At 69.2% G+C, this 19,252-nt stretch carries 11 protein-coding genes and 1 pseudogene; 5 read left to right on the top strand and 7 right to left on the bottom strand.

Annotation, left to right across the window (positions count from 1 at the left end; translation table 11 throughout):
- The first annotated feature begins 58 nt into the window (after positions 1-58).
- Together G578_RS0102835 and G578_RS0102830 are read left to right on the top strand one after the other, a co-directional pair.
- Positions 59-679: a glutathione S-transferase family protein gene (locus G578_RS0102835; RefSeq protein ID WP_028792961.1), complete on the top strand. Its 621-nt coding sequence runs from the start codon at positions 59-61 to the stop codon at positions 677-679.
- 32 nt (positions 680-711) lie between these two features.
- Entirely contained in the window at positions 712-2,715 is a 2,004-nt protein-coding gene (locus G578_RS0102830) for a 2Fe-2S iron-sulfur cluster-binding protein (protein WP_028792960.1), read from the top strand.
- Positions 2,716-2,865: 150 nt separating this feature from the next.
- Here the strand turns inward: G578_RS0102830 and G578_RS0102825 are convergent, their stop codons facing one another.
- The 6 genes from G578_RS0102825 to G578_RS0102800 all read right to left on the bottom strand — a co-directional run bounded on the left by G578_RS0102825 (position 2,866) and on the right by G578_RS0102800 (position 10,218).
- Positions 2,866-4,173, bottom strand: a complete 1,308-nt coding sequence (locus G578_RS0102825; protein WP_028792959.1) for an ArgE/DapE family deacylase — start codon at positions 4,171-4,173, stop codon at positions 2,866-2,868.
- A 90-nt stretch (positions 4,174-4,263) separates the two neighbouring features.
- Positions 4,264-4,575, bottom strand: a complete 312-nt coding sequence (locus G578_RS0102820; RefSeq protein WP_028792958.1) for a hypothetical protein — start codon at positions 4,573-4,575, stop codon at positions 4,264-4,266.
- A gap of 175 nt (positions 4,576-4,750) precedes the next feature.
- Complete coding sequence (locus tag G578_RS0102815) at positions 4,751-5,725, bottom strand: 2-dehydropantoate 2-reductase (RefSeq protein ID WP_028792957.1); 975 nt, start codon at positions 5,723-5,725, stop codon at positions 4,751-4,753.
- 2 nt (positions 5,726-5,727) lie between these two features.
- Positions 5,728-7,266: an acyl--CoA ligase gene (locus tag G578_RS0102810; RefSeq protein WP_028792956.1), complete on the bottom strand. Its 1,539-nt coding sequence runs from the start codon at positions 7,264-7,266 to the stop codon at positions 5,728-5,730.
- A gap of 415 nt (positions 7,267-7,681) precedes the next feature.
- A complete protein-coding gene (locus G578_RS0102805; protein ID WP_084618649.1) occupies positions 7,682-8,818 on the bottom strand; it encodes an SMP-30/gluconolactonase/LRE family protein in 1,137 nt (378 codons plus the stop codon).
- 98 nt (positions 8,819-8,916) lie between these two features.
- On the bottom strand, positions 8,917-10,218 hold the full coding sequence (locus tag G578_RS0102800; protein ID WP_028792954.1) for an FAD-dependent thymidylate synthase: 1,302 nt from the start codon (positions 10,216-10,218) through the stop codon (positions 8,917-8,919).
- Between the two features lie 343 nt (positions 10,219-10,561).
- Here G578_RS0102800 and G578_RS0102795 point away from each other — a divergent pair, with 343 nt between their 5' ends.
- The 3 genes from G578_RS0102795 to G578_RS0102785 are packed head-to-tail and all read left to right on the top strand — an operon-like array spanning position 10,562 to position 15,779.
- Positions 10,562-12,292, top strand: coding sequence for a peptidase domain-containing ABC transporter (locus tag G578_RS0102795; protein WP_028792953.1), 1,731 nt, complete (start codon positions 10,562-10,564; stop codon positions 12,290-12,292).
- Positions 12,289-14,424 carry a peptidase domain-containing ABC transporter gene (locus G578_RS24425; protein ID WP_051243747.1) on the top strand — a complete coding sequence of 712 codons (2,136 nt, stop codon included), beginning with the start codon at positions 12,289-12,291 and terminating at the stop codon, positions 14,422-14,424. The genes G578_RS0102795 and G578_RS24425 overlap by 4 nt, the downstream gene beginning before the upstream one ends.
- Complete coding sequence (locus tag G578_RS0102785; RefSeq protein ID WP_028792952.1) at positions 14,421-15,779, top strand: HlyD family type I secretion periplasmic adaptor subunit; 1,359 nt, start codon at positions 14,421-14,423, stop codon at positions 15,777-15,779. The genes G578_RS24425 and G578_RS0102785 overlap by 4 nt, the downstream gene beginning before the upstream one ends.
- A gap of 197 nt (positions 15,780-15,976) precedes the next feature.
- Here G578_RS0102785 and G578_RS0102780 read toward each other — a convergent pair.
- Positions 15,977-19,252 (bottom strand): annotated as a pseudogene (locus tag G578_RS0102780) (hypothetical protein); the annotation flags it as partial.

The following is a 19,252-nucleotide window of genomic DNA, read 5'->3' as shown; positions in this document are numbered from 1 at the left end:
TTCGGCGCAGGCAAAACATGTACCGATCGTTCGGTTCATTCCTTCTCAGGAGCATCCCGTGTCCACCACGATCAAGCTGTACGGCACCCCCCTGTCAGGCCATTGCCACCGCATCGAGCTCGCCCTGTCCCTCCTCGGGCTGCCCTATGAGACGGTGCCAATGGACATGCGGGCCGGCGCCCACAGGAAACCGGAGTTCCTCGCCCTGAACCCGTTCGGCCAGGTGCCGGTCATCGACGATGCCGGCACGGTGATCGCCGACAGCAACGCCATCCTGGCCTATCTCGGCGCCAAGTATGACGACGGCACGCTGATGCCCCGCGATCCGGTGGAGGCGGCCGGGGTGCAGCGCTGGTTCTCGGTCGCCGCCGGCGAGATCAAATACGGCCCCGGCGCGGCCCGGCTGGCGCGGGTGTTCGGCGCCCCGATCGACCACGCGGCGGCCGCGGCGATCGCGACGCAGATTCTGTCCCTGCTCGACACCCATCTCGCCGACCGCGACTATCTGGCGGCCGGACGGCTGACCTTCGCCGACGTGGCGATCTACAGCTATGTCGCCCATGCGCCGGAGGGCGATATCGACCTCGCCCCCTATGCCCATGTGCGACGCTGGCTGGCACGGCTGGAGGCGCATCCCCGCTTCGTCCCCTTCCCCGCCGCGGCCGACATCCTCGGCTGACCCGATCTCCCCGGCTGCGTCAGGAGCACGCCATGTCCAGCCCGTCGCCCGATCCGACCCCGTTCCATCCTGGCGAACTCGCGGTGCAGGAGCGCGCCGGGGTGCGCGAGCAGATCGCCCCGGTCGGCGCCTTCAACATCCGGCGCTTCCTGCCGGACCAGCACCGCCGGTTCTTCGCCGATCTGGATCTGCTGTTCGTGGGTGCCGTCGACCCCGCGGGCCAGCCCTGGGCGACGGTGCTGGCGGGCGACCCGGGCTTTATCGCCTCGCCCACCCGCACCTCGCTGACCGTCGCCCTGCTGCCGGAGGCGGACGATCGGGTGCTCCCGGGACTGCGGGCGGGCGCGCCCCTGGGCCTGCTCGGGTTGATGCCGCAGAACCGGCGGCGCAACCGGGCCAACGGCAGGATTGCCGCCCTGGACGCGGCCGGCTTCACCCTGGAGGTGACCGAGAGCTTCGGCAACTGCCCGCAATACATCCATACCCGCAGCCGCGAGCCGGCGGCGGTCGCCGGCCGCCCCGCCGCCGAGGTCGCCGACCGGATCGGCGATGAGGCGCGGGCGCGGATCGCCGGCGCCGATACGTTCTTCATCGCCACCAACGCACCCCAGGGCGTGGACGTCTCCCACCGGGGCGGGCGGCCGGGTTTCGTGACGGTGACCGAGGACGGTGCGGTGCTGTGGCCCGACTTCTCCGGCAACAACTTCTTCAACACCCTGGGCAACCTGGCGGTGGATCCCCGCGCCGGCCTGCTGTTCGCCGATTTCGAGAGCGGCGACCTTCTGCAGCTCGCCGGCACGGCGGAGACGATCTGGGACGGCCCGGAGCTGGCGGCGTTCCGCGGAGCGGAACGGCTGGTGCGGTTCACGCCGAGCGCGGTCGTGCTGCGCCGGGGCGTGCTGCCGGTAAGGTTCGCGCCGCAGGAGGCCTCGCCCGTCCTGGTCGCCACCGGCACCTGGGATGAGGCGGCGCAGACCCGGGCGGCCCTAGCCGAGCGCGACACCTGGCGGCCCTTCACCGTCGCTCGGGTCGAGGCGGAGAGCGCGACGATCCGCTCGATCTACCTGATCCCGGCCGATGGCGGCGGCATCGCCCCGCACCGGGCCGGCCAGTACCTGCCCCTGCGGCTGACCCTTCCCGGCGGCGACCGGCCGCTGCTGCGCACCTACACGCTGTCGGACGCCGCCCATCCCGGGCATCTGCGGATCAGCGTGAAGCGCGAGGCGGGCGGCGCCGCGTCCGGCTTCCTGCATGATCGGCTGGCGCCCGGCGACACGGTGGAGGCCATGGCGCCGCGGGGCGAGTTCGTGCTCGATCCGGAGTCCCGGCGACCGGTGGTGCTGCTCTCCGCCGGGGTCGGGATCACTCCGATGATCGCGATGCTCAACGAGCTGGTGCGCGACGGCCTGCGCAGCCGCAGCCCGCGCGAGGTGTATTTCATCCACGGCGCGCGCGACGGATCCGAACAGGCGTTTGCCGATCATCTCCGCCAGCTCGCGCTATACACGCCGGGGGTGAACCTGCACATCCGCTTCAGCCGGCCGCGATCCCAGGACGTGCTGGGAGAGGATCATGCCAGCACCGGGCGGGTGGACCTGGACCTGCTGCGGGGCCTGCTGCCGTTCGGGGATTACGACTTCTATCTCTGCGGGCCGGGCGGGTTCGTCGCCGACCTGCATGCGGGCCTGCGCGGGTTGAACGTCGCGGCCGAGCGGATCCATTACGAGTTCTTCGGTCCGTCCTCGCTGCCGGGCGAGGTGCCGGCCCTGGTCGATGCGATGCCGGCGGAGGTCACCTTCGCCGAGAGCGGGATGACGGCTCGGTGGACACCGCAGGCCGGAACCCTGCTCGACCTCGCCGAGGCCTCGGGCGTGCCGATCGACTTCTCGTGCCGCTCGGGCCGGTGCGGTACCTGCGCGGTGCGGGTGCTGTCGGGAGAAATCGGTTACGCGCAGACGCCGGAAGCGGCGCTTTCGGACGGGCATGCCCTGGCCTGCCAGGCCCATCCGAGGGGAGCGATAAGCCTTTCCGTCTAACCCCGATCCGTCATCCCGGGAGCGCCCGGACCTGATCCGGGAGCTACCCGGGACCCAGCCGTGGCGGTGGGCATTGGGTCCCGGCCGAGCCCCGGGTCGAGCCCGAGCCTCGCCGGGATGACGAGTTTTTTTAGAGAGCGTTAGTTGCCCCTACGCCGCCACCGGCTCCGTGCCGCACCAGTCGGCGATGAACAGGGCGATGGCCTTGGTCGACTCGCGGATCGACTCGATGCTCACCCGCTCGTCGAAGCCGTGTACGTTCTCCGCATGGGCGCCGTAGACCAGGCAGGGGATGCCCGCGTAGAGCACGAAGACCCGGCTGTCGATATAGGCGGTGGCGATCCGCTCTTCCAGCGGCTTGCCGGACACCGCCTCGTGCTGGCGGGCGAGCGTCAACTCGGCGTCGCTGCCCGGCTCCAGGTCGTAGCCCTCGGTGAAGAAGCCGTTGAACTCGACATCCGGCGGGCTGTTCGACAGGAACGGATGGTTGGCCGAGGCCTTGCGGATCGTGTCCTCGATGTCGCGCGCCATCTCCTGCGGCTTGAAGCCCGGGAAATAGGACACCCGGCAATCGAAGGTGCACCAGGCCGGCACCGAAGAGGCCCAGTCGCCGCCCTCGATCTTGCCGATGTTTAGATTCACCGGATGCTTGGCGTCCTTGTAGTTCTTTGTATCGCCCTTCTTGGCGTTCCAGCGCGCCTCCAGCTCCTTCAGATCCTTCATCAGGTCGTAGGCGGCCATGATGGCGTTCGAGCCGCTGCCAGCGGTCGCCACGTGGACCGGGAAGCCGCGCACATGCACCCGGAACCACGTCACGCCCATGACGGCGCGGTTCACATGGCCGGAGGACGGCTCGCTGATCAGGCAGGCATCGGCGGTATAGCCGCGCACCAGGGTGGCCAGCGCGCCGTTGCCGGTGCTCTCCTCCTCGCAGACGCTTTCCAGATGGACGCGGCCGGCCGGCTGAACCCCGGCGGCCTTCAGGGCGTCGAGCGCGAACATGTTGGAGACGACGCCGGCCTTCATGTCGCCGGCCCCGCGGCCGTACATCCAATCGCCGTCGATGCGCGGCTGGTAGGGCGGGCTGGTCCACATGTCGAGCGGCCCCTCAGGCACCACGTCCACATGGCCGTTCAGCACAAGGGAGCGGCCGGTCTCGTTGCGCGGGCGGTGGGTGCCGACGACGTTCCAGGCGTTGGCGTAGTCGACCTTGATCGGCGAGAAGCCTTCGTGATGCTTGATGTCGTCCTCGCGGACCAGCCAGCGATCGACGGCATAGCCGCGCTTGGCCATGGCCGAGGCCATGAGGTCCTGGGCGAGGTGTTCCTGGCCGCGGATGGACGGACGGGAGACCAGCTCCTTGGTGAACTCGATCTGGGAATCGAACGCGGCGTCAACCGCATCGGAGATGCGCCTGGCGAGGTCAGGGTCGAGTTTTCCGGGAGCGGAGGCGGTCATCGTACGATCCTTCGGCCGTTTGGGAGGGGAACGGACCGAAGGATCGTACGGTGCGCGGCTAGCGCGCAAGCCAGGGAATTCGAATGCGTATCAGGCGGAGATGTCGAGAAGCTGGCCGCGGCCCGAATCGGCCGGCGGGGCGGGCGGCGTCGCGGTGGACGATGCGGTCTGGGCGGTGCGGGTATTGCCCGTCTCGGTCTCTTCCACCGCGGTCGGGGTGATGTTGGTCGCGGCGGAGGACTGGGTCGGACCCTGGATCCGCGTGCCCTGGCCACCGGCCTGCTGGGTGGCCTGAGTGCCGCCCTGGCCGGTGCCGAGCGTCTGGCTCGCCTGCAGCCCCTGAAGCTGGCTCAGACCCTGGGAGCCCAACCCGGTGCCGGCACCGATACCGCTGATCGCCATATGACGTCCTCCTGAAGACTTCTGTGTTGTTCTGAGCGGAGTATCGCCGGACGGTCTAAAGATTCGGTAAACGCGGAAACAATTTTTTCGTGTGGTTTGTCACGCGCACATCACCACCCCGTCATCCCGGCGAGCGCCGGGATGACGGTGCGGATTGGATGCCTAAAAGGTCCGCTCAGTAACACCCGGCGGTGCGGCCGCGCATCTTCACCATGCCGAGCACCAAGTCGATGGTCGGTGTCGCCACGCCGGTCAGGCGCCCGAGTTCCTGGACGGAAGCGACCAGGGCATCGATCTCCATCGCCCGGCCGCGCTCCAGGTCCTGAAGCATGGAGGTCTTGTGCGCCCCCACCGCCTCGGCGCCGGCGATCCGCTTGTCCACGTCGATGGCGAACTTCACGCCCAGGGCCTCGCCCACCGTCTGGCCCTCGACCATCATCGCCCGGGCGACGGCGCGGGTCTCGGGATCGCGGCAGATCTGCTCGAGCGTGGCGCCGGTCAGCGCGCTGATCGGGTTGAAGGACAGGTTGCCCCAGAGCTTCACCCAGATCTCGTCGCGGATGCGCGGCCGCACCGGGGCCTTCAGCCCGCCCGCCCGCATCGCCTCAGACAGCGCCTGCACCCGCTCGGTCTTCTCGCCCGACGGCTCGCCCAGGGTGAAGCGGTCGCCGTCCTGATGGGTGATCACCCCCGGCTCCTCGATCTCGCAGGCCGGATAGACCACGCAGCCGATCGCGCGCTCGGGGCCGAGCGTGTCCCACTGCACCCCGCCCGGATCGACGCTCTCCAGCCGCGTGCCCTCCAGATCGCCGCCGAGCCCGTGAAAATACCACCAGGGCACGCCGTTGACCGCCGTCACCACCGATGTGCCGTCATGGAACAGTGCCGTCATCTTCTCGGCCACCGCCGGCACCGAATGAGCCTTCAGCGCGACGATCACATGGTCCTGCGGGCCGAGCTCCGCCGGATCCTCCGAGGCATTCAGGCGCACCGTCTCCCGCTGTCCGTCCTGCAGCAGGGTGAGGCCGTTCTCCCTGATCGCCGCCAGGTGCGGGCCGCGGGCGACGAGGCTGACCTCGCAGCCGGCCCGGGCCAGGGCCACGCCGAGAAACCCGCCGATCGCCCCGGCGCCGTAGATGCAGACCCGCATGCCTAGTCCTCCAACCCGAGCTTCTTGGCCAGACCGATGCGCTGCAGCTTGCCGGTCGCCCCCTTCGGGATCTCGTCCAGGATGACCAGCTTGCGCGGCACCTTGAAGTCCGCCAGCCGGGCGGAGACGAACTCCTTCAGCTCCTGTTCGCTGGCGCTCTTGCCCTCGCCCAGGACGACGGCGGCGCCGACCTCCTCGCCGAGCTTGGGATGGGCGACGGCGAAGGTGACCGCCTGGGCCACGGCGTCGTGATCCATCAGCACCTCGTCGACCTCGCGCGGCGCGATCTTCTCGCCGCCGCGGTTGATGATCTCCTTCAGCCGGCCGGTGATGGAGAGATAGCCGTCGGCGTCGAGCCGGCCCTCGTCGCCGGTGCGGAACCAGCGCGCCCCGCCATCCGGATCGTCGGGGAAGTTCTCGGCATTGGCCTTGGGGTTGTTCTCGTAGCCGGCGGTGACGTTGGGGCCGCGGATCACGATCTCCCCCGCCTCGCCCGGTGCGGCGAAGCGGCCGTCCGCGTCCATCAGCCGGATCTCCGGGCCGGCGGCGATGCCGACGGTGCCCGGCTTGCGGTCTGCCGGCGGCAGCGGGTTGGAGGACATCTGGTGCGAGGCCTCCGTCATGCCGTAGCTCTCGATCACCGGACAGCCGAACACGGACTCAAGCTCGGCCATCACCTGCGGCGGCAGCGAGGAGGAGGACGAGCGGATGAAGCGCAGCTTCAGGCCGTCGATGACCTCCCTGTTGCGCGCCGCGCGGCCGAGGATCGCCTGATGCATGGTCGGCACCGCCGTGTACCAGGTCGGCCGCACCTCCTCGAACTGCTGGAAGACCCGCAGGGCGTTGAAGCCCGGCGCGCAATGGACCGAGGCGCCGGCGCGCATCGAGGCGCTGACCGCCGCCATCAGCCCGTGGATGTGGAACAGCGGCATGATGTTGAGGCAACGGTCGGTCCGCTTCAGCGCCAGGGAGGTGGCGATGTGTCCGGCCGAAGCCGCCAGGTTGGCGCCGGACAGCGGCACGATCTTCGGCCTCGAGGTGGTGCCGGAGGTGTGCAGCACCAGGGCAGTGTCCCCCGGATCGGCCGGCGGGGCGGCGTCGGGCAACGAGCCGCCCACATCCAGCATGAAGCTGCCGGCCGGGCCGCTGTCGTCCTCGGTCAGGTCGATGACCGTGGCCCCGTGCTTCTCCGCCACGGCGCGGGCGGGCGTGTCCTCTCCGGCGGCGACAATCACCGCCTTGGCCTTCAGGTCGGAGATGTAGAAGTCGAACTCGTCCGCGCGGTATCCCGGGTTCAGCGGGGCGGCGGTCGCATGGGCGGCGACGGCGAGGAAGCAGGTGGCCATGGCCGGACCGTTCGCCAGCACGATGCCGACCCGGTCGCCCGGGCCGATCCCGGCTCCGGCCAGCGCCCGGCCGGTCGCCTCCACCAGGTCGCGCAGGCCGGCATAGCTCAGGTCTCCCCGGCCGGGCGCCCCGATCGCCGGGTCGCTGCCGGCACCTTGCTGCAAGAGCTCGTAGACACTCCTCGGCGAAGCCATGCACGTTCCTCCCATGGGTGTTTTTTGTTTATTGCCCACAGCATGGGACCGAAGGACGGCCGGACGCAACGGCGGGATTGAAGGGATATGGCCCCCTCCCCATTCACCCGCGTCCCCCATCAACCGCTCCCCGACCTTGTGCCGGGGTAACAACCAGGGTCGGTGACGGGCCCTGAAACCCGGGCACGATCGCAAGCACCGCGCGTGCTTCTGACCTCGCCCCGGCACAAGGCCGGGTCGTGCGGAAGAGCGGCCGTGACCCGCCTCGCCTTTTCCTTGTCCCGTCATCCCGGCGACTGCCGGGCTCGACCCGGAGGTCGGCCGGGACCCAGCCATAACGCCTCGGGGGTCCCGGGCAGCCCCCGGATCAAGTCCGGGCGCTCCCGGGATGACGACGGAGGGAGGAATAACCCCCTCAGGTGATGTGCGCGCCCCGCGTCTCCACATAGACCGCGTAGATCGACTGGCTGGCGGTCATGAACAGACGGTTCCGCTTGGTGCCGCCGAAGCACAGGTTGGAGCAGATCTCCGGCAGCTTGATCTGGCCGATGCGGTCGCCGTTCGGGGCGAAGATATGCACCCCGTCATAGCCGTCGCCGACCCAGCCGGCACTCGACCACACGTTGCCGTCCTCGTCGCAGCGGATGCCGTCGGCGAAACCCGTCCTGCCCTCCCATTCCATGCTGGCGAAGGTGCGGGGATTGGACAGCGTGTCGCCGTTCAGGTCGTACTGCCAGATCTGGCTCTTCGCCTCGGGATAATGCGACACGCCCGTATCGGCGACATACAGCTTCTTGTAGTCGTGGGAGAAGCACAGCCCGTTCGGCTTGAACGGCTCGTCGGCGACCTTGGTGATCGCGCCGGAATTGGCGTCGATCCGGTACACCGCCTCCTTGCGGTTCGGCTGCACCGAGCCGGTGTCGAGCCGGTTGCCCTCGTATTCCATCAGCCCGCCATAGCCCGGGTCGGTGAACCAGATCGAGCCGTCGTCGGGATGCACCACCGCGTCGTTCGGGGCATTGAACTCACCACCCTCGAAGCTGTCGGCCAGCACCGTGATCGACCCGTCGTATTCGTAGCGCACCACCCGCCGGTTGCCGTGCTCGCAGGCGATCTGCCGGCCGCGATAGTCGAAGGTGTTGCCGTTGGAATTGCCCGAAGGATAGCGGAAGCGGCGGGTGACCTGCCCCTCCTCCTCGACCCAGCGGAGCTGTTCGTTATTGGGAATGTCGCTCCAGATCAGGTAGCGGCCCACCCCGTTCCAGGCCGGACCCTCGGCCCAGAGCGTGCCGGTGTAGAGCCGCTGGATCGGCGCGTTGCCGAGCTTGTACTTGAAGCGGGGATCGAGGCCGATGACGTCGGGCTCCGGATAGCGCACCGGGTCGGCATTCGGCCCGAAGTTGCGGGCGAAGGCATCGGGCGCCATCGCCGTCGTCGCCGCCACGGCCGCCGCGGCGGTCAGGAATTTTCGGCGATCGACTCCGCCGGATCCGGTTTTCAAAACAGAGTCAGCGGGTTGTCCGCTCGACAGCGGCGCTGCACGCTTGAACATGTCGTCCTCCCGAAGGTTCTTGTTATTCCGACGTTCGCCGGTTCTTTGGACCGGTCGGACAGCCGGTCGGGAGAGCGTACACTATCTTTGCGTGTCGTTCAGGAATTTGCGACGGGCTTGATATCCTGGGTTCCCCGGCGGGCATCGAGTTCGCTGTCCTCGAGATCGCAGTGCAGGGCGACGAAGGGGAATTCGGTCTTCACCGCGTCGTGCAACCGATGGGCGACAGTGCGCAGGGTGGCGTGCACCGTCTTGCCCGACCGCAGCTCCGCGACATAGGCCATCTGCCGAAGATCGTAGACCACCCGGCACGGGACCAGCAGGCCGAGCGGCAGGTAATTCTGGCGCTCCTCGTCGGTGGTGGCGAGCTTCTCGGCCGCCGCCCGCAGCTCGGCCATGCGTGGCTCGACCGAGGCGCGGGTCTCCGCCGGCAGGCTCTCCAGGTACCAGGGATGAAAGCCGTGGGCCCAGCTCAGCAGCGGCATCTCGCAGAAGCCGTTGCGGTGGCGCTGGATGTCGCGGAACGAGCCGAAATCCAGCAGGAACTGGCACTCGAACGAGGCGTAGGAGCCGGCGCGGCGCGGCAGCGGCTCGTATTTCGGCCGATCGGTGAAGATCCGCCGGTCCAGCATGTCGATGCCGGCGCGATCGGCGGTGCAGACATAGGCGAAGGCCGGGTGATCCTCTTGGCCTCGATAGTACGCCCCCTCGCCCGCCGCCATCGCCCGGTAGGCGGACTGGGCCGGATAGTCCTTATGGCTGAACGACCCCGGATAGCGCTCCTTCAACTCCGCCAGGATCTTCGCCGCGGTGTCCCGGGCCTCCGCCAGCGGATGCACGGCCAGGTCGCGCAGATGATCGGCCGCCTGGCGCAGGTTGGTCGTCCAGGAGAGCTGGGAATGGATGCCGGCCGGCAGGAACCCACGGGCGATGTCGAAGGCGCGCGCCTCCAGAGTCTTCGCCCAGACCCCCTCCTTCACCCCGTCCGGGCAGGGTTGGGTGGCGGTCAGCTCCACCAGGGTCTCGGCATTGACCTGGGCATAGAGGTCGAGCCAGCCCCGGATCACCGCCTCGGACTCCGACGATCCCACCGGGTCGCTGTAGCCCTGGGCGGAGAAGTCGAGATAGCGGGTGGAGGTCTCCTGGCCGAAATACAACGGGGTATCCTGCACCGCCTTGCAGGTCAGGATCGAGACGTCCTCGATGAAGATGGTGGTGAAGCCGCAGTCGCCGATCGATTCGTGACCGTAGCCCACATAGTAGCTTTCCATGAACTTGCGGAAGCCGCGCTCCTGCACGCGGGCCAGGTGGTCGACGACGCTCGACGCCGACCGGCTGTACAGCGCCTGGAGCATGGCATTCGCCTCCGGCGCCACGCCGTCCTCGATCACGATCCGCATATCCGCATTCCCTCGCGCGACCCCACCCGTCACCGGACCGGCGGGCCGCCGACCGATCCTGGCCGCAATATATAGCGTCCGAATACCCGGCGCACCCCAGTCGTAGCGGATCACCCCGCTGTCCATACATCGCTGCCGGTGATCTGCCCGCCATGTCGGGCCGCCCGCCGGCGAATCGACATCCGCGGGACCGGGTCTCGCCCCGGGCCGGCAACGGTGAGCGACAACGGAGACCAGAAACGAATACACCCAACCAGACGAGGGTAATTCCATAAGAATTAGTTCAATTCTCTTTGATTTGCGGTATGACTTCGGCACTGGTGGGGGACGTTGGAACACTACAATGGACGCAGAGGCGGGCAGCTTCGCGAAGGACATAGAGAACATCCCAAGCGCGGCGACTCCGTCGATCGTGCTGGCCTCTCTGATCTCGAACCTGATGGCTACGGGCCTGCCGATCGCCATCCTGATCATCTATGACCGGGTGCTGCCGAACGCATCCGAGTATACGCTCGGCCTGCTGACCGCCGGCGTACTGGCGGCGTTGGCGATCGACGTGATCATCCGCATCGCCCGCGGCGCCATCGTCAGCCACCGGGCGGCACGCTACAGCCACCGGGCCTTCCTCGGCGTCATGGAGAAGGTGTTCGCCGCCGACCCGCGCAGCTTCCAGGCGGAATCGACCGCCGTACATCTGGAGCGGCTGGGGGCGATCGACGCGATCCGCGAATCCCGGGCCGGCTACCTGCCGCAGCTCCTGGTCGACTTCCCGTTCTTCGTGCTGTTCGTCGCGCTGGTCTTCCTGATCGGCGGGCCGCTGGGCTTCGTGCTGCTGGCCTTCGTGGGATTCACCGCGATCGCCGCGATCGTCAGCGGGCTGAGCGTGCGCAGCCGGATGGAGGCGCGCCAGGCGAACAATTCCGCCCAGTCGAACTTCCTGACGGAGGTTCTGAGCGGCATCTCCACCATCAAGTCCTACGCCATGGAGCCGCTGATGAAGCGGCGCTACGAGCGGGTGATGGAGTCGAGCGCCACGATCACCGCCAATCTGATCCAGGGCAGCATCTCGGCCCAGGCGCTGACCAACCTGGTGACCCAGGCCGCCCAGATCTCCATCGTCGCCGCCGGCAGCCTCGCCGTGATCAACGGCGGCATGACCATCGGCGGGATCGCCGCCTGCATGCTGCTGACCGGGCGCGCCCTGCAGCCGCTCAACCGTGCCTCCATGCTGTGGAGCCAATACCAGTCGGTGCGCATCGCCAAGCAGCGCATCAGGGAACTGGCCGCCATGCCGACCATCGCCAGCGGCGGCGGCATCGTGCGGGACTCCCTGCACGGCGCCATCGAGTTCCGCGACGTCACCTTCAGCTATTCCAACGGCCGGACGGTGTTCGAGAACCTGTCCCTGGCGGTCGAGCCGGCGGAGACCGTGCTGATCTCGACGCGCGGCAACTGGGGCGGCAGGTCCACCCTGCTGGCTCTCGCCGGTCACATCCTGCTGCCGGACCGGGGCACCGTGCTCTACGACAATGTCGAGGCCGAAGCGTTCGACGACGAGTGGCTGCGCTCGCGCATCGCCTATCTCGGCCCCAACCCGGCCCTGTTCGAGGGGACGATCTTCGACAACATCACCGGTTTCGACCCGTCGCCGGAGCACATCGCCGAGGTCGAGGACGTGGCCGAGGAACTGGGGCTGACCGAGGCCGTGTCGAAGCTGCCCATGGGCTTCCAGACCGAGGTCCGGGCCGGCGCCGGCGATACCCTGCCGGCCTCGATCCGCCAGCAGATCCCCATCGTCCGGGCCCTGGCCCGGCTGCCGGACATCGTCCTGATGGACGAGTGCAACTCCAACCTGGACCGCGACGCCGACGACCGCCTCCGCGCGGCCCTGGCCCGCCGGCAGACCAGCACCACCATCCTGCTGGTCACGCCGCGCCCGTCCTTCCAGGCGCTGGCCCATCGCGAGATCACCATCGGGTCCGACGAGGTGGCGGACGGCGCAGGCGACGACGCGCCGGCGGTCGAGGTGCACGCCGAGCTGCGGGTCGTCGGCGCGGGAGGTGCCGCGCAATGAGCACCATGACGGTCCGCGACGGGCTGGCCGATGCCCTGCGCCAGGAGGAGATGGGCCGCTTCGAGCTCGCCTCCGACTTCGCGTCCTGCCTGATGCCGCTGCTGACCGCGCTGGGCTGGGTGCCGGATCCGGACAAGCTGCTGCGCGCGCTGCCCCACGTGGCCGAGCGCATCGACCTGATCGACTTCCGCAACGTGCTGGCCGAACTCGGCTATGTCAGCGTGCGGCACAAGGGCCGGGCCTCCGACATCGATGCGCGTCTGACGCCCTGCCTGTTCGTGTCGGAGACCGGCGTGCCCCTGGTGATCCTCACCCGCAGCGGCGGCGAGGTCACAGCCTTCGACAGCCGCAGCCGCGAGGTGGTTCGGTTCCGGGCCTCCAAGGTGATCGGCTACTACTACACCTTCGCCCGCGACCAGCACGAGGACGACGCGGCGGAGCCGGACACCTCCTTCGTCGGCGCGCTGTTCCGCCGCTTCCGCCGCGAGATCGCCATGGTCGCGATCACCAGCGTGATCGGCTCCGTATTCGGGGTGATCGTGCCGATCTTCGTGATGACCGTGTATGACAGCGTCATCCCGGCCGCCTCGCCCACCAGCCTTTACTGGCTGCTGCCGGGGGTGGCACTCGCCCTGTTCGTCGATTTCTGCCTGCGCCAGATCCGCGGCGCCTCGGTCGCCCATGTGGCCGGACGCATCGACTTCCTGCTGTCGACCGAGGCGTTCCGCAAGATCCTCTCGCTGCCGCCGAGCGGGACGGAAGGCAACACGCTCGGCTCCCAGCTCGCGCGGTTCCGCGGCTTCCAGGGCCTGCGGGACGTCATGAACTCGCCGGTCATGACCCTGCTCCTGGAGGTGCCGCTGATCCTCACCTCGATCCTGGTCATCGCGCTGATCGCCCAGCCGATCGTCCTGGTGCCGCTGCTGGGCCTGGTCGCCATCGGCCTGCTCGGCGCCCTGTTCGTGCCGTCGATCCAGCGGGCCGAGCGCGACGCGGCGGCCGCCCGGGCGGCGCGCGACCAGGTGGCGACCGAGGTGATCTCCAAGCAGCGCGGCATCCGCGCCACGGTGATGGGCGCCGCCTTCATGGACCGCCTGCGACCGCTCTCCGCCCGCACCGCCCTGGAGCGCAACCGCGTGTCCCGACTGAACACGGTGCTGCAGTCGCTGCTGCACGGGGTTCTGATGGCGACCGGGCTGATGACCCTGTTCTTCGGCGCCGAGGCCGTCATCGACCAGCGCATGACCACCGGCGCGCTGGTTGCCTCCATGGCCCTGGTGTGGCGCATCCTGGTCCCGGCCCAGGTCGGCTGCCAGAGCCTTCCCCGCCTGGTGCAGATGCGCGGCACCATCGCCCAGGTCGACCGGCTGATGCGGGCCAAGTCGGAGGACACGACGACCGACGCCCGGGTGGCCGACCACCGTTTCACCTCCAACATCGCCGTGCGCCGGCTGTCGGTGCGCTACAACCAGGAGACCGACCCGGCCCTGCTCGCCGTCTCGCTGGACGTGAAACCGGGCGAGATGGTCGCGCTGATCGGACCGAGCGGATCCGGCAAGTCGACCCTGCTCAAGGTCATGGCCGGGCTGCTGCGCCCGCAGGCCGGCACGATCTTCTTCGGCGGGGTGGAGATGCGCCACCTGGGGCCGGTCGAGCACCGCCGCAATGTCGGCTACCTGTCCCAGACCACCGACCTGTTCCACGGCACGATCGCCCAGAACCTGCGTCTCGCCCGCCCCGACGCGCCGTTCCAGTCGCTGCGCGACGCCTGCGACCGGGCCGGGGCACTCGACGAGGTCGAGGCCCTGCCCGAGGGATTCGAGACCGTGATCGGCGACGAGAAGAGCGTCAGCCTGTCTGAAAGCTTCCGCCAGAAGCTGTCGCTCGCCCGGATCTGGCTCAAGGACAGTCCGGTCATGCTGCTGGACGAGCCGGCCCAGAACCTGGACGGCATCGGCGACGTCGCGCTGACCCAGGAGCTGCAGTCGCTCAAGGGCCACCGCACCATCTTCTTCGTGACGCACCGGCCGAGCGCGATGCGCCTCGCCGACCGTGTCTTCGAACTCAACCAGGGCCGCCTCACCGAGGCCAAGCGCGACTCCTTGTCGATCTCCGGGATCCAGAACCCATGAGCAACCTCACCGTCTCCCCCCGTCCCGGGCGATCCGCCGGCACGCCGGCGGTGCGCCGCACCTCCTATCTCGCCCAGTCGATCCATCTGGAGGAGAGCAGCTCGCCCCGGCTGATCCGGCTGACCATCCTGCTGATGGCCTTCGCCGTGGCCGGCGCGGTCGCCTGGGCGGCGACCGCCCGGCTCGACCAGGTGGCGCGGGCCGACGGCTCGGTGATCCCGTCGTCCAACGTCACCGTGCTGCAGCATCTGGAGGGCGGCATCGTCGAGCAGGTGCTGGTGCGACCCGGCGACATCGTCGAGCCCGGCCAGACCGTCATACGGATGAGCGGCACCGGCGCCGGCTCGGAACTGCGGCAGCTGCGCACCCGCGAGGCGTCGCTGGCGGCCCGGCTGGAGCGGCTCTACGCCCAGATCCAGGACCGCGAGCCCGATTTCTCCCCCTGGCGGGACTCCTATCCGGAACTGGCCAACGAGCAGAGCGAGCTGCTGGCCGCCAGCCGGGCGACCCGCAGGGACCGTATGCAGCTGTTCGAGGAACAGCTCAAGGACCAGAACATCCAGCTGGCCACCCTGCTGTCCCAGCGCACGACCATCGAGGACAGCATCAAGCTGATCGAGGAGGAGGAGCGGCTGCGCAAGGAGCTGCTCGACAAGGGGCTGACCCGGCGCTTCACCTATCTCGACGTGCTGCGCGACCTGAACCGCACCCGCGGCCAGCTCGTGCAGCTCGAGGGGCTGATCTCCCGCAACCGCCAGGAGATCGCCGAGATCGAGGCGCGGCGGGTGTCGTTCGAGAGCACCGACGACAGCCAGGCCCTGGCCGAGATCACCACCATTTCATCCGAGCGCGCCGAGGTGAAGGAGTCGATCAGCCGGTTCGAGGACCGCTTCGCCCGGCTCGACATCACCTCGCCGATCCGCGGCGTGGTCCAGGAGCTCGTCTTCACCTCCTCCGGTTCGGTGGTGGCCCCGGGCGCGGCGGTCGCCCAGATCGTGCCGATCGAGGACGACTATGTGGTGGAAGTGCTGCTGAACCCGAAGGACGTGGCCTTCGTCGCCCCCGGCCAGGAGGCCACGGTGCGGGTGACGGCCTATGACTTCGCCCAGTTCGGCGGCATGCCGGGCAAGGTGGAACGGATCTCGCCGACCACGGTGACCACGAACAACGGCGGCAGCTTCTACAATGTGGTGATCCGGCTGGAGCACAACCATTTCGGCGAGGAGCCGGGCAAGCACATGATCCTGCCGGGCATGATCGTGCAGGCGGATATCCGCACCTCGGACCGGACCCTGCTGGACTACCTGGCCAAGCCGATCACCCGCGCCTTCCAGGTCGGCTTCACGGAGCGCTGAGGGGACGGCGGCGCCGGTGCTTCCGGCGTCTTCCCGCTACGATCCCTACCCATCCATCCGCCTGCCCGGCCTTGCGCCGGGGCCGAAGACGATGCCCTGCGGAACCGGTCCGATCGATCCGGAAACGCTCCACAAAGCCGACGTCTCGATCCTGGCGTGAGGCCGGGAAACCGGCGAATGGGATAGGGCGCGCCGCCTCACCCGAAGCCGGCGACCTGCATGTTGTCGTCGAGATCCTCGCCGGCCGGAGTCCCGCCGCTGTCCGCGCCGCCACCGCTGTCGCCACCGTCGCCGCTGTCGTTCCAGCCGTCGCCGCCGCTATCGTCGCCGGCATCGCCACCGTCGCTGACCTGATCGCCGGACTCGCCCTCGCTGAGCGAGACCCAGTCCTGGCTCTGGGCGGCCGCGTCGCCGGATTCGACCTCGGCGAACAGGGCCGCATCCTCGTCGGCCCCGTCACCGCCATAGAGCACGTCGTCGTCATGGCCGCCGATCACCGTGTCGTCGCCGTCACCGCCGGCGACCGTATCCCGGCCGTTGCCCGCCGACAGGGTGTCGTCGCCGGCCCCGCCGGACAGCACATCACTGTCGTGGCTGCCGTCCAGCAGATCGTCGCCGGCCCCGCCGGACAGGGTGTCGGCCCCGTTGCCACCGGACAGCGTGTCGTTCCCCGCCCCGCCCGACATCGCGTCGTTATCGTGGCTCCCGGCCAGGGAGTCGTCGCCATCGCCGCCGGCGAGGCTGTCCATCCCGTTGCCGCCGGACAGGGTGTCGTTGCCGGACCCGCCGTCGAGCAGGTCGGCGTCGTGGCTGCCCTCCAGCCGGTCGTTACCGGCGCCGCCGGACAGCGTGTCGCTGCCGTTGCCGCCCTTCAGGGTGTCGTCGCCCTCGCCGCCCTGGAGCGCATCGCGATCATGACTGCCGTCGAGGGAGTCGTTGCCGGCGCCGCCGGACAGGGTGTCGCTGCCGTTACCGCCGTTCAGCGTGTCATTGCCGCTACCACCCGATATCAGGTCGTCACCGTGGCTACCGTTCAGCCGCTCGCCGGTGTCCTCCGATACCGGGCCGACACGGGCAGCGCCTGAGACGATCCCGCCCCGATCGCCGCCTCTGCCGGAGGAGAACCGACTGCGGGAGATCTCCTCGTCAGCACCACCGTCTCCAGCCTCGTTACTGCCTGCGCCGTTATTGCCTGCTCCGCCGTCCTGATAGCCGGCAGATCCGGATCGGTTGCCGTTTCCGGACGGTCCCGCGACGAAGCTCAGGTCCGTGGTTTCGCCATTGCTGGTCGCGGAGACCGATGCGAAATCGCCGTTCATGGAGAAGGCGCCGTCACCCTCGCCGTCGCCGTCGAGATCGATGCTCACCTCGGTGGTGGTTCCGTCCGACTGCAGCGCGACATTGTCGGTCCCGACACTGGCGTTGATCCGGACCACGTCCTGGTCGCCGTAATCGGCGATCACGTCGCCATCGGTGGCCACGAAGGTATCCCTGCCGTTGCCGCCCATCATCGTGTCGGCGCCGGAGCCGCCGTCGAGATAGTCGTCGTTCTCGCCGCCGGAGAGCGTGTCGCTGCCGGAGCCGCCATAGAGCCGGTCGGATCCGTTGCCGCCGATCAGCAGGTCGTCGCCGTCCTGACGGACCGCCGGGGAATCCTCGCCCGCACCGCCCGACACGCTGTCGTTGCCCGCGCCGCCGCTCAGCGTATCGGCACCGGCATCGCCGGAGACACTGTCGTTGCCCTCGCCGCCGCTCAGCGTATCGGCACCGGCATCGCCGGAGACACTGTCGTTGCCCTCGCCGCCGCTCAGCGTATCGGCACCGGCATCGCCGGAGACGCTGTCGTTGCCTTCGCCACCGCTGAGCGTATCGGCACCGGCATCGCCGGAGACGCTGTCATTCCCGTCTCCGCCGCTCAGCGTATCGGCGCCAGCGTCGCCGGAGACGCTGTCGTTGCCCGCGCCCCCGCTCAGCGTATCGCCGCCGGCATCACCGGAGACACTGTCGTTCCCTTCGCCACCGCTCAACGTGTCGGAGCCAGCGTCGCCGGAGACGCTGTCATTACCCTCGCCGCCACTCAGGGTATCGGCACCGGCGTCACCAGAGACACTGTCGTTCCCTTCGCCACCGGTGAGGGTGTCGTGGGCAGCGCCGCCGCTCAGGGTGTCGGCGCCCTCGCCGTCGACCGCGTCCGGGCGTTCGTCCGCGATGTCGAGGCCGGCGGTCGCCGCCTCGTTACGGGCGCCGTGCTCATCCTGGACCACCACGCTGATCCGCGCCTCGCTGCCGCCGGACGGGGTCTCCGACAGGCTCAGCGACACCGACCGCAACGCCTCGGTATAGCGCGAGGGCGGGGCGTCGCCCTCGAAGGTGACGATGACGCTCCCGTCCTCCTGGGCGACGACCACAGCGGTGATGCCGGCGACGCCCGTGGCGACGGTGACCGTGCCCGCCCCGCCCAGGTTCTCGACCCGGACCTCGGCCCGGCTGATGCTGTCCTCGCGGTCGGAATCGCTGACCTCGACCTGGGACAGCAGTGCGATACTGCCCGGGCTGGCGTCGCCCAAGCCGGAGGAGACCGCCAGATCGGCCGGGTTGCGTCCACCGCCGACGGTCGCGTCGGCGAGTCCACCGGACTGCCCGATGGACAGGCTGACCGACTGCACGCCGGTGACGACCGGACCGCGGTTGAGGTCGGCGACCTCGCCGTCGACGACGAATTCTACATTCTCGAAGCTGTCGATCGTCAGATCGAGCCCGTCGAACGTCCGGCTGGAGTCGGCATCGGCCAGACCGTCGCGGATGTCCTGGAAATGGTCCTTCAGGGCGAACAGATCGTCGCCGGCACCGCCTTCCAGTCGCTCGGAGGAGACCTCGACCCGCAGCGTGTCGCGGCCGGAGCCGCCCTGGTAGTCGTCGAGGCCTCGGGTGTTGCGGTTGGCATCGACGTCGAACACGCCGACGTCGTTGCCGGCGCCGAGATCCACCGTATCGGCCCCGGCCCCGCCGGCCACCGTGTCATTGCCGTCCCCGGCCAGGATCCGGTCGTTGCCGGCACCGCCGGACAGGGCGTCGCGGCCGCTACCGGCGCTGATCGTGTCGTTTCCGGTGCCGCCGTCGACCTGGTTGTCGCCGTTCCCCGCCCGCAGCAGATCGTTGCCGGCGCCACCCGACAGGGTGTCGCGGCCGGAGCCGGCGGTCACGTTGTCGTCGCCGCCGCCCGCCGCCACGCTGTTGTGGCCGTCCCCGACCCGGATCGTATCGTCGCCCCGCCCGGCGGACACCGTGTCCGAGCCGCTTCCAGCCGACACGACATTATCCCCGTGCCCGGCATTGACCTGGTTGGACCCGTCGCCCGCATAGATCGTATCGTCGCCGCGGCCGGCGCTGATCACGTCGCCGTCGCGCCCGGCGCTGACATGGTTGTCGCCGTCGCCGGCCTCCACCGTGTTGCGGCCGTCGCCCACCACCAG

The organism is Thalassobaculum salexigens DSM 19539, from assembly GCF_000423805.1.
Lineage (GTDB): Bacteria > Pseudomonadota > Alphaproteobacteria > Thalassobaculales > Thalassobaculaceae > Thalassobaculum > Thalassobaculum litoreum.
Note: the sequence above shows the minus strand (reverse complement) of the source record. Positions and strands in the feature narration are given on the sequence as shown.